Source organism: Listeria goaensis (genome assembly GCF_900186125.1).
Classification (GTDB): Bacteria; Bacillota; Bacilli; order Lactobacillales; family Listeriaceae; genus Listeria; species Listeria goaensis.
Genome location: NZ_FYBQ01000001.1, coordinates 67,188 through 81,973, shown reverse-complemented (window position 1 = coordinate 81,973; position 14,786 = coordinate 67,188). Strand labels below are relative to the sequence as shown.

18 protein-coding genes are annotated in these 14,786 nt (G+C 41.5%); 1 reads left to right on the top strand and 17 read right to left on the bottom strand.

Annotated features, from left to right (window positions below; translation table 11 throughout):
- The first annotated feature begins 30 nt into the window (after positions 1 to 30).
- The gene (locus tag CFT42_RS00430; RefSeq protein WP_088808632.1) at positions 31 to 291 is read left to right on the top strand and encodes a hypothetical protein; all 261 of its coding nucleotides are present in this window, start codon (positions 31 to 33) and stop codon (positions 289 to 291) included.
- On the opposite strand, the gene CFT42_RS00425 is transcribed toward CFT42_RS00430, so the two are convergent.
- From CFT42_RS00425 to msrB, 17 genes are all read right to left on the bottom strand, one after another.
- On the bottom strand, positions 281 to 922 hold the full coding sequence (locus CFT42_RS00425) for a hypothetical protein (RefSeq protein WP_088808631.1): 642 nt from the start codon (positions 920 to 922) through the stop codon (positions 281 to 283). The two genes, CFT42_RS00430 and CFT42_RS00425, sit on opposite strands and share 11 nt — an antisense overlap.
- 187 nt (positions 923 to 1,109) lie before the next feature.
- On the bottom strand, positions 1,110 to 2,009 hold the full coding sequence (locus CFT42_RS00420) for an RluA family pseudouridine synthase (RefSeq protein WP_088815135.1): 900 nt from the start codon (positions 2,007 to 2,009) through the stop codon (positions 1,110 to 1,112).
- Complete coding sequence (lspA, locus tag CFT42_RS00415) at positions 2,006 to 2,476, bottom strand: signal peptidase II (RefSeq protein ID WP_088808629.1); 471 nt, start codon at positions 2,474 to 2,476, stop codon at positions 2,006 to 2,008. The genes CFT42_RS00420 and lspA overlap by 4 nt, the downstream gene beginning before the upstream one ends.
- Positions 2,477 to 2,536: 60 nt before the next feature.
- Positions 2,537 to 3,826: an NCS2 family permease gene (locus CFT42_RS00410; RefSeq protein WP_088815134.1), complete on the bottom strand. Its 1,290-nt coding sequence runs from the start codon at positions 3,824 to 3,826 to the stop codon at positions 2,537 to 2,539.
- Positions 3,827 to 3,922: 96 nt separating this feature from the next.
- Positions 3,923 to 4,843: a metal ABC transporter substrate-binding protein gene (locus tag CFT42_RS00405; RefSeq protein ID WP_088815133.1), complete on the bottom strand. Its 921-nt coding sequence runs from the start codon at positions 4,841 to 4,843 to the stop codon at positions 3,923 to 3,925.
- Complete coding sequence (locus tag CFT42_RS00400) at positions 4,840 to 5,673, bottom strand: metal ABC transporter permease (RefSeq protein WP_088815132.1); 834 nt, start codon at positions 5,671 to 5,673, stop codon at positions 4,840 to 4,842. Before CFT42_RS00400 ends, CFT42_RS00405 begins: the two co-directional genes overlap by 4 nt.
- A gap of 1 nt (position 5,674) precedes the next feature.
- Positions 5,675 to 6,388 carry a metal ABC transporter ATP-binding protein gene (locus CFT42_RS00395; RefSeq protein WP_088808625.1) on the bottom strand — a complete coding sequence of 238 codons (714 nt, stop codon included), beginning with the start codon at positions 6,386 to 6,388 and terminating at the stop codon, positions 5,675 to 5,677.
- Positions 6,389 to 6,528: 140 nt separating this feature from the next.
- Positions 6,529 to 6,942, bottom strand: a complete 414-nt coding sequence (locus tag CFT42_RS00390) for a MarR family winged helix-turn-helix transcriptional regulator (RefSeq protein WP_088808624.1) — start codon at positions 6,940 to 6,942, stop codon at positions 6,529 to 6,531.
- Positions 6,943 to 6,967: 25 nt separating this feature from the next.
- On the bottom strand, positions 6,968 to 8,443 hold the full coding sequence (locus CFT42_RS00385) for a lmo1851 family serine protease (RefSeq protein WP_088815131.1): 1,476 nt from the start codon (positions 8,441 to 8,443) through the stop codon (positions 6,968 to 6,970).
- A gap of 172 nt (positions 8,444 to 8,615) precedes the next feature.
- Complete coding sequence (locus tag CFT42_RS00380) at positions 8,616 to 8,822, bottom strand: copper ion binding protein (RefSeq protein WP_088808622.1); 207 nt, start codon at positions 8,820 to 8,822, stop codon at positions 8,616 to 8,618.
- A 12-nt stretch (positions 8,823 to 8,834) separates the two neighbouring features.
- Complete coding sequence (locus CFT42_RS00375; RefSeq protein WP_088815130.1) at positions 8,835 to 11,048, bottom strand: heavy metal translocating P-type ATPase; 2,214 nt, start codon at positions 11,046 to 11,048, stop codon at positions 8,835 to 8,837.
- Positions 11,049 to 11,062: 14 nt separating this feature from the next.
- Entirely contained in the window at positions 11,063 to 11,359 is a 297-nt protein-coding gene (locus tag CFT42_RS00370) for a metal-sensing transcriptional repressor (protein ID WP_088808620.1), read from the bottom strand.
- Positions 11,360 to 11,468: 109 nt separating this feature from the next.
- Positions 11,469 to 12,287, bottom strand: coding sequence for a M15 family metallopeptidase (locus CFT42_RS00365; RefSeq protein WP_088808619.1), 819 nt, complete (start codon positions 12,285 to 12,287; stop codon positions 11,469 to 11,471).
- 69 nt (positions 12,288 to 12,356) lie between these two features.
- Positions 12,357 to 13,055, bottom strand: coding sequence for a purine-nucleoside phosphorylase (gene deoD / locus CFT42_RS00360; RefSeq protein ID WP_088808618.1), 699 nt, complete (start codon positions 13,053 to 13,055; stop codon positions 12,357 to 12,359).
- A gap of 13 nt (positions 13,056 to 13,068) precedes the next feature.
- Positions 13,069 to 13,299: a YozE family protein gene (locus CFT42_RS00355; RefSeq protein WP_088815129.1), complete on the bottom strand. Its 231-nt coding sequence runs from the start codon at positions 13,297 to 13,299 to the stop codon at positions 13,069 to 13,071.
- 84 nt (positions 13,300 to 13,383) lie between these two features.
- Complete coding sequence (locus tag CFT42_RS00350) at positions 13,384 to 14,289, bottom strand: Gfo/Idh/MocA family protein (RefSeq protein WP_088815128.1); 906 nt, start codon at positions 14,287 to 14,289, stop codon at positions 13,384 to 13,386.
- A gap of 55 nt (positions 14,290 to 14,344) precedes the next feature.
- Positions 14,345 to 14,782, bottom strand: a complete 438-nt coding sequence (gene msrB / locus CFT42_RS00345; RefSeq protein WP_088808615.1) for a peptide-methionine (R)-S-oxide reductase MsrB — start codon at positions 14,780 to 14,782, stop codon at positions 14,345 to 14,347.
- Between the last annotated feature and the right edge of the window lie 4 nt (positions 14,783 to 14,786).

The window sequence follows — 14,786 nt, the reverse complement described above, 5'->3', positions numbered from 1 at the left end:
ATGAAAGAATAAAGTAAAGGAGTGGCATTTATGGCTAAATCTAAAGCAAAAAAACAGCGTGAAAAGCTCGTGCGCGAAGGTCGCCTAAACCCAGAAATAAAACGCAGTCCTTTCCACACACTCGACTTATCCACACGCAAAACGAAAACCAAAAAAGATGCGTTGTATCAAAACAAATATAAAAACCATTCTTTGGGTGATGAAAAGAATGGTTTTTATTTTGCAATTAAATTGTTGTTTTTGTGTATTTGGAAAGGAGAAGGAAGATACTCCTTTTCGCTTAAAATGTAACCTCCATACTATCAGGAGCATTCGCACTTGTAAGGTTTTCAAAATACCAGAAGTACACATTGTCACCATCTAAAGTAATTGGAATAACTTTTGTTGCGGTTTGCCCGTCTATTTTTAATTTTGGTGTATTTATTGCTTTAGAAATTCCCCATTGTAACTTCGTAGTTTCTGGACTTAAATTAAAAGTTTGTTTTGGATTGTTCATTTTAATGGCTAGTTGAATCATTTCTACATCTGATAGTTTTGATTTTTTCTGTGAATCCAGCTGCGCCTGCCAGACAATTTGTGTTGCATTTGTTGGATTTGAATACTGTTCTTGTCCTGAGTCTAATTTTAATTGGTATTTATACACTGTTATCGTATCTTTATTTTCATAAGAAGATTTGAAAAATATGATTTGATGATTGTCGTCTTTTAAAGATAATAATTGCTCACCCAAACTATCTTTATCAAGAGCAACCGAGAAGGTATTATTTGCAGTAGCCTTATCAATAGATGGATAAAATTTCACAACATTTTCTTCATTTTTCTTCTCCTCTCCCTTCAGAGATTCAGCTGTATTTGAACAGCCCATTAAAACAAAGAAAATGCTTAATGAAATTTTTAAAAAAGCTACATTTTTTTGATTCATATTATGGCCTCTTTTCATTATGCAATTGCGCATGCTTGATTCCAGTCACTCTTAATCGCTCCCTACTTTAACACCATTTTATCTTAAAATCCGCCGTCCCTTTTATCGCTGTGCACTTCCCCCCCAATATAACACAAAACTCTCGAACAAAAAAGAGCACCACGAAAGCACTCTTTTCCAAAAATATTCAATTTGATTCGCGTAATGTTGCGAGGGTTTCGTGAAAAACATCTGGTAATGGAGCTTTAAAATGCAGGCGCTCGCCCGTTTTTGGATGTTCAAATCCTAACTCACTTGCGTGCAAGAATTGGCCGTTGCCTTTTAACGTGTTTTTTGGTCCGTATTTCGGGTCGCCGGCAAGGGGGTGCCCGATGTATTTCAAATGAACGCGGATTTGATGCGTCCGGCCAGTATCTAGTTGGCATTTTATAAGCGTGTAGGCACCAAATCGTTCGACGACTTCAAAATGCGTGCGCGCTTCCTTGCCGTCTGCAACAATTGCCATCTTTTTGCGATCTTCTTTTGCTCGTCCAATCGGCGCTTCAATCGTGCCCTTTTGGTGCTTAATATCACCATGGACGAGAGCCAAATAAATCCGGTCGCTCGTCTTGTTCTTCAGCTGTTCTGAGAGCGACTCGTGTGCCGCATCGTTTTTCGCCACCATTAGAAGCCCCGACGTATCTTTATCGATACGGTGAACAATGCCAGGACGGACGACCCCATTTATCCCCGACAAATCCTTACAATGATAAAGTAGCGCGTTCACAAGCGTACCGGACATGTGGCCCGCTGCCGGGTGAACGACCATGCCTTGCGGTTTATTCACGACCAAAACATCTTGATCTTCGTAATAAATATCGAGTGGGATATCCTCTGCTTCCGCAACAAGTTCTGTGACCTCCCGAATTTGGTAGGTGATAACGTCGCCCGTTTGCACTTTATAGTTCGCTTTGACGCTTTCGCTATTTACAAGAACATCACCCGACTTTAGCATCGATTGAACAAGTGAACGGCTTAAATCGGTCAGTTCACTAAGTGCCTTATCTAGGCGGGCGCCTTTCATTTCTTCAGTAATTTCAAGCTTCATGAATTCGTTCCTTTCGTTTTGCGATCATCTAAAAAGACGTAAATAAGCATGAGCACTACCCCAATTGATAGCGAGGCATCCGCAATATTAAAAATCGGAAAATGATAGCTTCCCCACACGGTGGCAATGAAATCCACGACTTCCTGATGCAATAATCGGTCAATGAAATTCCCTAAAGCTCCGCCTAAAATGAGCGCCAAGCTAACAGAAAATAATGTGTGACCTTTCGCATACTTTTGCATAATATAAACAATAATGCCGACAACGATGACAGTAATAATGTAGAAGAGCCACATTTTTCCTTCTAAAATGCTCCAAGCAGCTCCGTTATTTCGGTAACTTAGCCAGTAAAGGAAATTCGGAATCACCGTAATTTGTTCCCCTATTTCCATATTTTGTACCACTAGCCATTTTGTAAATTGGTCGACAATTAAAACGGCGACCGTGATGAGATAATAATAGTACATCTATTCTCCTCTTTTCCAAAAAGAAAAACCACCCATCGACTGGGCAGCTTTTCCGAGTCATTATATCCATTGTAAAATATATTGCGCTAAAAATAAAGCCGCAATCACATACATCACAGGCGAGATCTTTTCCTCTTTTTTTACAAATAAATGTAAAATGGGGTACGCGATAAAGCCTGCGGCAATTCCGTCCGCGATACTGTAGGCGAAAGGGATAATGACAATAATGAGTAGGCTTGAAAAACTATTCGCAGGATTTTTTAAATCCATTTCTTTTAATTCCTGTACCATCGACATCCCGATGATGATTAGAATCGGCGCAACCGCGCTGTTTGGAATAACTGAAAGGAATGGCATTAAAAAGAGCGAACATAAGAACAAAACACCCGTTGTAACACTTGCAAGGCCTGTTTTGGCGTTGCTTGCAATCATCGAGCCGCTTTCAAGTGCGGAAACCGTTGGACTTGTTCCGAAAATCCCGGATAAAAACACGGTCACAGAACTCGCTTGAAGCACTCGTGGTAAGCGTTCCTCATGTTTTAATTGCCGCACTTGACCGTATGTCAAACCGACCGTTTCAAACACGACAACCATCGTTAGAGAAAATACGCCAGACCAGAAGGCCACTTCCGTTATGCCGGAAAAATCGAGTTGCAAGAACACGTCTTTAAACGGTGCGAGGCTAAGCGCGCTTCCGCTCACTTTTCCGTTTATGCCGAAGAAATAGCCAATGATCGTTCCGATGAGTAGGCTGACTAAAAAGCCGCCTGGCACTTTGCGAATGACGAGAATCATCGTTATAAGTAGCGTGAGTATGGTCGCTAAAACGGCGGGGTCATCTAATTTACCAAGCGCTAAAATCGAATGACTGCCACGCGTTACAATTCCGCCTTTCTCTAAGCCAAGTAAAATCAAGAAGAACCCTAGTCCAACTGTTATAGCTTGCTTCAAGACAAGTGGAATGGCTTCATTTAATTTTCGAGCCAAAGGGGTAAAAGCAAGCACCATAAAAATGATACCGCTCACGACAACGACAGCGAGCGCTTGCTCGAATGAAAGCCCCATCGTGTTTACTAGGCTGTATGCAAACAGCGCATTAATCCCCATACCGGGCATTAAAATAAGCGGTAAGTTTGCCCAAAAGCCCATTAGAAAACAGCCTACTACGGAAATGAAAATCGTTGCGATGACAACGCCCTCGTAACTCATTCCTGCCTCACTCAAAATCGAACTGTTGACAACAATGATGTACACAACGGTGAAAAAGCCAATCATGCCAGCTAAAAGTTCAGTGCGAATTGTCGTACCTTCCTTCTTTAACTGAAACATTTGTTCAAAAACTTTTTTCATTTTTCTTCCCTCTATGAAATTGTCCCTCTCCCAACCCACAAGGATACGCCTTGTCACAAGATAAAATTATAGCAAAGAACTGGCTAAAAGTAAACGCTACTTCGCGAGTCCGCCGTGTATCCGCTCAAAATTGAGTTGCATCATTTCCAAATACGAGTCACCCGCTGTCCCGTTTTTCGCTGTTGAATCAGTAAACAGTTTGGCAACAATAGGGACGTCCGTTTCTTTGGAAACACTTTCCATGCTTCGCGGATCCACGCTCGTTTCAACAAATAAGCTTTTCACATTGCGCGTACGAATGGTCTTAATAATTTGGCGCATCTGTTCCGGAGTTCCTTGACTTTCAGTATTAATCTCCCAAATGTAAGCCGCAGAAAGTCCGTATCTTTCAGCAAAATATTTAAACGCTCCCTCACTTGTTACAAGCGTCTTCTGATTCTCATTCAAATCACCGAAAGCAGCAAGGCCTTCCGCATCTAGTTTCTCCAATTTGGCAATATAGTCCTTAGCCCGTTTTTCGTAATACGCTTTATTATCAGGATCTTTTTTGGAAAGTGCCTTCTCAATGTTTTTCACATAAATAATCCCGTTTGATACATCTAACCAAGCGTGCGGATCCGTTTCACTCTCCTTCCCCTTTTCCGTCAAATATTTCGGTTTTACACCTTCACTCAAAACTGTTGCATCGTCTTGCGATTTCCCGGCCGTTTCAAGCATCTTCGTAAACCAGCCATTGCCCATTTCAAGATTTAAACCGTTGTAAAAAATAACATCCGCATCCGTTGCTTTCTGAATGTCCTCCGGTAACAAATCGTATTCATGCGGATCTACGCCTGCCTGCACAATGTTATATAAATCAATTTTATCTCCGCCAACATTTTTCACCATATCTGCTAAAATCGAATACGTGGCGACAACTTGCAATTTGTCAGTTGATTTTTCTTTATCGCTAGCCGCACCGCACGCACCAAGCACGACCAAAGCGAGGAAACTCGCAAATAAAATAACACGTTTCATCCTAAAACCCCTTTCTTTTTAACTAAAATAAGATTTTTGCTTATAAAAATGATGATAAATAAAAGCGTTGCCGTGAGTACAATGGTTGCGCCGGAAGCCAAGTTATAGCGATAGCTTAAAAACAGCCCAATCACAGAACTCACTGCACCGAATGAAGCAGCCAGAAAAATCATCGTCTTCAGCCAGTGGGTGATTAAATACGCTGTAGCAGCTGGCGTAATGAGCAGTGCAACGACGAGAATAATCCCCACTGTTTGCAGCGCCGCAACCGTCACGAGCGTGAGCATCAACATAAGAAAATAGTGCAAGAAGCGCGTGTTATAGCCATATGTTTCGGCCACAACCGGATCAAAAGAACTGATAAACAATTCTTTGTAAAAAAGGCCAATTAATGTGACGACAATGGCCGCAATTCCAATCGTCAGCCACATGTCTGATGAACGTACAGCGAGTACATTCCCAAACAAAATGTGATACAAATCCGTGCTGCTTTTCGCAAGCGTAATTAAAATAATGCCTAGTGCAAAAAAAGCACTAAATACGATTCCAATCGCCGTATCGCTTTTAATCGTACTTTTTTGGTTCACAAATCCAATCCCGAACGCCGCCAAAATACCGAATAGCACCGCCCCAAAGAAAAAATTAATGCCTGCCATATACGAAATCGCAACGCCTGGTAACACCGCATGACTAATTGCATCCCCCATCAGCGACATACCACGCAAAATGATAAAACTACCAATGACGCCGCACACAATTCCTACCGCAACAGACGTAAGCAATGCTTTTTGTAGAAATTGGTATTCAAATAATCCTTGAACAAATTCCATTTTATCCGCCCCTCACCATTTGAACCTCATAAGCTCGTTTAATCATCTCGTCTGTAAAATGAGCCTCAACAGGTCCAGCTGTAATTAATTTTTTATTTAGTAAAATAATCTCATCGAAATATTCTGCTACTTTATGAAAATCATGGTGAACAACGACAATTGTTTTGCCAGAGTCGCGCAGTTTTTTCAGCAGTCCCATAATAAATCTTTCACTCGTCGCATCAATTCCCGCAAAAGGTTCATCTAGCAAAAAAATTTCCGCATTTTGTGCTAGCGCTCGTGCAATAAAAACGCGTTGCAATTGTCCGCCAGATAATTGACCAATTTGTTTCTTTGCATAGCTTTCCATTCCAACTTGTTTAAGCGCCTGATGCGCCCGCTCTTTTTCTTTCTTTCCGGGCTTTTGCATCAACCGCAAACTTGGATAGGTTCCAAGCAGAACCGTTTCTTGGACAGTTATAGGAAAAGTTAAATCGATTTCACTACGTTGCGGAACATAAGCAATTTTTTGTTTCACTTTTATAAGCGCCACATCCGAAATCATCACCTCTCCCGCTTCACGCTTCACGAGCCCCATCATCGCTTTTAGTAACGTCGATTTCCCAGCCCCGTTAGGCCCAATAATTCCCGTTAATTTTCCAAGCTTTATCGCAACACTAATATCGTCCAACACAACTTTATCTTCGTATCGAACCGTGATATTTGTAATATCCATAAAATCCTCCTCTTTCCTAAAAGACTCTTTTTGAACTAAAACTAAAATTGTTTCCTTTGACCAACTTTTATTTTAGTATAATCGAGACATTTTAAAAAGGCAAGGTTTTTGTATAAAAAAGAACCTCACATACGTGAGGTTCAATCAATTGAGTCCGCTAACTTTTTTAATAGCCGTTTAAATTCTTCTTGTTCGGCATCTGAAAAGACAGCGAAGCGTTTTACAATTAATTCGCGTTTTCGTTTGCTGACTTCCTTAACAATTTTCTCCGCTTCGTCAGTGAGTGAAAGCAAAATGATGCGTCTATCTTCTGTTAAACGATTGCGCGTAATAAGCGAACGAGCGACTAGCGCGTCCGTGAGTGATGTAATGTGACTCGCCGAAACGTCCAGTTTTCTAGCTAAATCACTCGTTTTATTAACACCACTACTAATCAATCTCAAGACGCGGTATTCACCGCTGCTCATTTTTTTGTCTAAAACAGATTCAATATCATGGCGAAAACTGCTGAATACTCTTTTGACGGCTGCTTCAATTTCTAAATAGTTATCCACTTCAATATCCTCCTGTGTGTATCTCTTATTTGGTCATCGCTTTTGCGGCATTTAATTGCGGATCGTTTTCCTTTAGTTGTTTTTGAATCAACTCCACTAACTTGTCCGTCGTTTTCCCAGTCATAATGCCTGTTTGTTCTAAATCATTATCACGTTGGAAGCGTTCCACTGCATAGGCGGTTTCGGTTGTGTAAAGCCCATCAACATCGCCAACATTGTAGCCAAGCGCTTTTAGGAGTTCTTCAATGGTCTTAACATTGTCGCCAAAATCATTGATTGTATATTTCTCGCTGCTAGGCGGAACTGTTGCTGTCGCATAAGCTGGCATGCTGATGACCTTATCAGGCGTAATTCCTTTTTTATGAATCCATGTGCCGTTTGGTGTGAGCCACTTCGCAATGGTTAGTTTAATCGTTGACCCGTCCTCGATAGTTTTAGCTGTTTGGACCGTGCCTTTTCCAAAGGACTTCGTACCAACGATTTGAATATCCCCTGATTCACTCGCTGCTGCTGCTAAAATTTCCGATGCGCTTGCGCTACCATTATCAATCAATATCGTTGTTGGCACTTTTACTTTATAGCCATCATTTGCTGAACTGTCTGCTGTAATGGCTGTTTTCTCGCCATCTTTGTCCTCTTCTTGCACAACCACTTTCCCATCTGGAACGAACATACTAGCAATACTTACCGCTTGATCCAGCAAGCCGCCTGGATTTCCGCGCAGGTCCATAACAAGACCTTTCATGCCTTCTTTATCAAGTGATTTCAATGCTTTTAAAAGTTCTTCAGATGTATTCTCAGAGAAAGTACTGATGGTGACGTGCGCAATTTTATCGTCGCCCATTTCTTTATAAACCGTTTCAATCGGAATTTCTGCACGCGTGATTACCACATCAAAAGGCTTATCAACACCAGGGCGTTGAATAGTAAGTGTTACTTTCGTGCCTTTTTCCCCGCGGATTTTTTTCGTTGCTTCTGTGGCAGTATCACCTTTGACTGATTTCCCGTCTACTTTTAAAATAATATCTTTTGGTTTAATGCCCGCTTTTTCAGCTGGAGAATTTTTAATCGGTGAAACGACCATGATGTTTCCGTCCTGCTCTTGAATTTCAGCACCGATTCCTTCAAAGCTTGAGCTAATCGAATCATTGAAATCCTCCGACTCTTTTTCTGTCATAAAAGTTGAGTAGGGATCATCTAGCGAATTTATCATCCCTGTAATCGCTCCATCAACTAAATCTGCTGAATTCGTGTCTTGGTAGAAGTTTTTCGTAATCTCGTCGTACGCTTCATATAATTTTGTAAACTCTTTACGTTCTGGAATGGAAACTTTTACTTGTTTATCTTCCCCAAGTGACATCACAATCGTTGTAACAAGCGCTGTCACGAACACAAAGGCAAATAAAAGCATAATAAATGGAAATGTCTTTATTTTAATATAGCCATGTCCTGGCTTCTGTTTTTTCGAGTTATTCTCATCTTGTTGTTGGTTTTGATCCATCAACCTTCACCACTTTCTTTATGTATAGCAACTTTCATTTACTATCCTAACTTTTTTATTTTAACAGTTTTTCCCCGTTTATGGTATCCTTTTCCATTGAAATAATTGTAATAAGCTTACAATATAAAAAGCGCAATCAAAAAAGATTGCGCTTTTTATATTTCCTTCGCGATTAAACGACTTCATAGCCTGCTTCTTCAACAGCTTCCGCCATTTGTGTTTGGGTTACTTTGCTAGCATCAAAGCTAACCGTCGCAGTTCCTTCTTCAAGTGAAACTGTGGCTGCTGAAACACCAACTAATTCTCCTAGCGCTTTTTCAACGCGCGCTTTGCAATGATCGCAGCTCATTCCTTCAATTTCTAGTACTTCTTTTTCCATACTAATCTCCTCCTAATTTTTAAATTTATATCTTTTTAGTCGCAGTGCGTTACTGACAACAGATACGGAACTAAACGCCATGGCAAGTCCTGCAACCCACGGGGCAAGTAGCCCAAGGGCTGCAATTGGAATACCGGCACAATTATAGGCTAACGCCCAAAAGAAGTTTTGTCGAATGTTTCGCATCGTAGCACGGCTAAGCTCAACGGTTTCTGGAATGAGCGTTAAACGATGGCCAACAAGCGTTACGTCACCAGTTTCAATTGCTATGTCGGTACCTGTTCCGATGCTAATTCCTACATCAGATGCGGCAAGAGCTGGGGCATCATTTATACCATCGCCAACAAAGGCTACGACATGACCTTCATTTTGTAGTTTAACAACTAACTCACTTTTATCCCCAGGAAGTTGTTCTGCAAAAAATCCATCAAGTTTGAGTGCTTCGGCCATATTTTGAACGACAACCGTTTGATCTCCTGATGAAACAAAAGTTTTAATCCCTTGTGCTTGTAAGCTTTTAATTGCCTGAACTGCTTCTGGACGTGCCACATCAGATAGCGCAAAGGCTCCCGCAAAAGTTCCTTCAATTGCCATCAAGACAATCGTTTTCCCTTCTTGCATAAAGGATTCAACTTGCTGGCGGACATCTTCTGTGAGCTCCGTTATCGCCTGAATGTACCGGTAAGAACCAAGCTCCACTTTTTGACCGTCCATGACGCTTGACATCCCGTGACCCGCTTTCGCGCGAACTCGGCCTATTTCAATGCCAGACGTTTGAACACCGTCTTCTGTCAGCTTCCGATTTATCGCCATAGCAATTGGATGTTCATTTTGCGATTCAATTGCGAGTGCATATTTTAGAAAGCGTTCGTCCACACTAAAAATATCTGTTACATTTAATTTGCCTTCTGTAAGTGTGCCTGTTTTATCGAAAATGATAGTATCCACTTTTGAAGTTCGTTCAAGATGTTCTCCACCTTTGAATAGAATACCATTTTCAGCGCCTTTCCCAGTTCCAGCCATAATGGCGGTTGGAGTCGCTAGGCCGAGCGCACATGGACAGGCGATGACAAGCACGGCGATAGCGACTTCAAGCGCGTGACTCAATTCGCCGCCGACTAAAAGCCAAGTAATGAAAACAACAAGGGCGATGCCTAAAACTACGGGAACAAAAATACCTGAAATTTTATCGGCGATTCTTTGGATAGGAGCTTTCACACCTTGAGCCTCTTCTACTAATCGAATAATTGATTGCAAGACGGTTTCTTCCATTCGTTTCGTTACGCGAACTTGCAAGGCACCATCAAAATTCACCGTACCACCGATGACGTCGTCGCCTGCTTTTTTATTCACGGGGACTGGTTCTCCGGAAATCATTGACTCGTCGATACTCGTTTCGCCAGATACAATAATACCATCTATGGGTATTTTTTCGCCCGGACGAATGACTAAAATATCCTCTAGGCGGAGCTCTTCAAGCGGTACCTTCCATTCTTTTCCGTCGCGAAGCACGTTCGCTTCTTTCGATTGAAGTTTTAGTAACCCTGCGATGGATTCCGTCGTGCGTGAAGTCGCATAGCTTTCGAGTAGTTTCCCAAGCAAAATGAGCGTAATCAGAATCGCACTCGTTTCAAAATAATAATGCGGCATATCTGTTTGTCCTGTCATTTGCAAAATATACTCGACAAGGCTGTAAAAATAAGCTGCGCTCGTTCCAAGTACGACGAGAACATCCATATTCGCGCTTTTCCCCCGAAGTGCTTTGTAAGCTCCGTCATAAAAACGATAACCAATAATAAACTGCACAATGCTGGCTAAAACGAGTTGAACTGTCGGGTTAATGACGTTCATCACAGTGTGGGCAAAGCTTGTCGTAGCAAGCCCGGGAATATGTGAAATCATCGTAAGTAAGAGCGGAAGCGAAAGAATCGCCGAAATGACAAAACGCCAAACTTCTTTTTGGAAATTCTTCGCTAAAATTTCGTCTTTTTCGGCTTTGGACATTTTTTCTTTCGCATCATATCCTGCGTGCTTGACAACCCCAATCAAACCATCTGGCGAAATCACGTCTGGGTCATAGTAAACCGCCGCGCTTTCCGTTACCAAATTGACGTTCGCCTGCTTAACGCCATCTGCTTTATTTAATGATTTTTCAACGCGCGTCGAGCAGGCCGCACACGTCATACCAAATATATTTAAATCTTGCCGAATGTATTTCTCCTCCATTTAAAACACTCCTTTTACGTTTTGGAAAATTGGCGTATTGTTTGGACCAAATCATCCAAAACTGCTTCGCCGTCGCCCTGACTTGCAGCGTCCATCACGCAGTGCTTCGTGTGATGCTCAAGCACTTCTAGTCCAACTTTTTTTAGCGCCGAATTCGCCGCCGAAATTTGCACGAGAATATCCGTACAATACCGATCATCTTGCACCATTTGTTGAATTCCACGAATCTGTCCTTCCACGCGCTTTAATCGATTTAAAATTTGCTTTGTTTCCTCCGAATCGCGCGGAACAATTGGTTTATCCATATTCATGCGAGCCCCTCCTTTTCCGATTTACAATTACTATTATACCCCCTATAGGTATAAAAGCAAGTGTTTTGTTCAAAAAAAAAGAATCATGATACATCATGATTCTAAAAAACTACTTCGCACTAGCCGCCTGAACTTCCTTATCCAAAGCTTCTACGTGGTCAAAAAATTCTTCTAGCGTCCAGTTATTTTCGTAAATAATTTTAGCCGCATCTACACCCACATAACGGAAATGCCAAGACTCATATTGATATTCTGTAATGGCTTCCTTGCCTGCTGGATAGCGTAAAATAAATCCATACTGATGCGCATTTTCTTTCGCCCACTTGCCTTCTGGTGTGGCGCCAAAGCCTTCGCTTAAATTGAAATCCGCGCTTTTAGATGAAATATCCATCGCGAGCCCCGTTTGATGTTCGCTAGTTCCCGGATAAGCCACAGCCTCGCGCGCCTTAGCATCACCTTTCGCATTTACTTCGGCTTGGAAAACTTCTTGTTGGCGTTTATAAGAACGATACCCCGATACGGCATATAAATCGTACCCAGCCTCTTTTGCTCCTTGGAACATTTTCGAAAGACCTTCCGCTGCCTCTTTTCGCATATGCGCTTTTTCAATAGAAGTATCTCCGAATGAGAAAGCGACATCAGGCACGACTAAGTCGGCTGGTGCGTACGTTGGTTGCATCGAGTATTTCTTATTCGCTAAAATTAAAAGATTATCTTCATTTTCAATATACGTAATGCCATTTTCCACTTTTGTCTGATTTTGCTTATCAATAAACGGATAAAGTGGATCTTTTTTTAATTTTTGCAGTTCCGTATTTTGTGTAACTTCGTTTGTCGGTGCATTTACTTGCTTTTGCGAATCAACATCATGAACAGTTTGTACGATGGACACACAAATCGCAAGCGCTATGCCAATAATTGTATTCATGTGAAATGATCAACCTTTCTGAATAACTGCACAATGCCCCCATCAGCTTTTTAAGTTCTAAATTTCGTTTTAGCGTGTAGCGGAAAGCGCCACTTCAATCATATCATCGAAAGTCGTTTGGCGTTCTAATGCCGTTGTTTCTTCCCCAGTAAAAATATGATCGCTAACGGTTAAAATTGCTAACGCACGACGATTGTATTTTTGAGCTAGCGTATAAAGTGCAGCGGCTTCCATTTCAATCCCAAGCACACCATAATCCGCTAATTTTTGTTTATCAAGCTCATCATTGTAGAAACGGTCAGATGAAAAGACATTGCCAACTTTAATTGATAAGCCTTTTTCAACACCTGCGTCATACGCTTTTTTTAGTAAGCTAAAATCTGCAACAGGTGCAAAATCAACACCGTCAAACGTATTGCGATTAATTTGTGAATCAGTAGAAGCCGCTTGAGCAATGACTACATCACGTACTTTGACGTCTTTTTGCATGCCGCCCATTGTACCAACACGAATTAAATTTTGCACGTCATAACTTTGAATGAGCTCATTCACATAAATCGATATCGACGGTACACCCATTCCTGTTCCCATGACGGACACTTTTTGCCCTTGATAAGTTCCTGTAAAACCAAGCATCCCGCGAACATCATTAAATAAAACTGGCTTTTCAAGAAAGCGCTCCGCAATATGTTTCGCACGTAAAGGATCTCCTGGCAATAAAATACTTTCGGCAATTTCACCTTGTTTTGCTGCAATATGTACACTCATCTTACTTTCCTCCTTAGCGGTTTTTTTCTTCGTCTAACAAGTACTCGTCCCAAAGTTCATCAAAAGTCGCCATACCATTTAAATAAGGCGCATTTAACTCTAAATAATCACTTAAAGTATGATAATTTTTCGCTTGTTTTGGAAAACTATGATCTTTATAAGCCGCATTCGCAAAATTTGTTTTTGCGTCCTGCTTTACTGGATCCCGATAAGTCATTAAAAAATGGTAAAAAGATCGTCCCAAATTCGTTCCCTCCATCTTGTTTTTCAACTTTTACTATAGAGGATTTTCGCGAAAAGGTAAAGCTAAATTGTAAAAATGATGAAATCAGCGCTCAGATAGCTTTTTCAAGATTGCTTCACAAATTTCGTGGGTTTCTAGTGCGTCATCTTTTGAAATTGGTTCTGCCGCACCGCTTCTGACAGCATCTAAAAAGGCATGGATAATCGGTACGAAGCCGCGTTTTGCGAGCGTTCCTTCCCAATCTGCATGGCGCACTAGGCGCGTTTCGATGCCGGTTTGAATCGTTAGTTCCGTCAAATTGGCGACGGTCCATTTTCCGTTTTTCGTCATCAATTCAGCTTTTTCTTCGCTGACACCGCTATTTCGGTTCATGATGGCCGTTGCGTTTTTCGTTTCGCCCTTGAATTGTACCGTTACACTCGCTAATAAGTCTCCGTCAAACGTACCGTAGACATCAAAATCCTGAATTTTTTCCCCTAAAAGAAAACGAACCGAATCGATAACATGAATGAAATCGTCATAAATGAACGTTCGCGCCTCACCTGGTTGGTTCGGGCGATTTTTTTGAATGACAATCATATTGGCATCTGGAAGCTCTTTAAGCGTTTGATAAAACGGCACAAAGCGGCGATTGAAGCCCGTCATAAACAGCGTCTTTTTTTCTTTTGCAAGTGCTGTCAATGCGCGCGTTTCCTCGATATTATCCGAAATCGGTTTATCAACATATACAGAAATCTGATTGTCTAAAAGTTGGCGCACGATTTCTGGATGACTTGCCGTTGAACTATGTACAAATGCGGCTTCAATACCCGCTTCAATGAGCGAATCAATCGACTGATGAATATATGGAAAGCGATATTTATCGCTAAGCTGTTTCAATTTCAACGAATTTCTTGTATAAAGATGAATTTCAACATTTTCCATTTCTGCAAAAACTGGCAAATACGCCTTTTGTGCAATCCCACCTAACCCAATAATTGCGACTTTCATTCTAGCACTCTCCTTTAAAAGAAGGCCCTTTAGAATGTCCAAAGAGCCTCCTGATTTATTCAAACAGTTTTTGATATTCTGCATAACCTTCTTTTTCCAAGTCACTTCGTGGTACAAAGCGAAGCGCTGCTGAATTAATGCAGTAGCGCAAACCACCACTTTCCCGTGGTCCATCTGTAAACACGTGTCCTAAATGGGAGTCGGCTTCTTTTGAACGAACTTCTGTCCGTCGCATGCCGTGACTCGCATCAAATTCTTCTGCGATTTCTGCCGCATCAATTGGCTTTGTGAAGCTCGGCCAGCCGCAACCCGCATCATATTGATCTTTGGAAGAAAAAAGCGGCTTTCCAGATACGATATCCACGTAAATACCTTCACCAAAATGATTGTAAAATTCATTTTCAAACGGGCGCTCCGTTGCGCTTTCTTGCGTCACTTTATATTGTAAATCCGTGAGTTCGCGTAGCCTTGCTTGTTTTTTCTCATTATTCATAGCG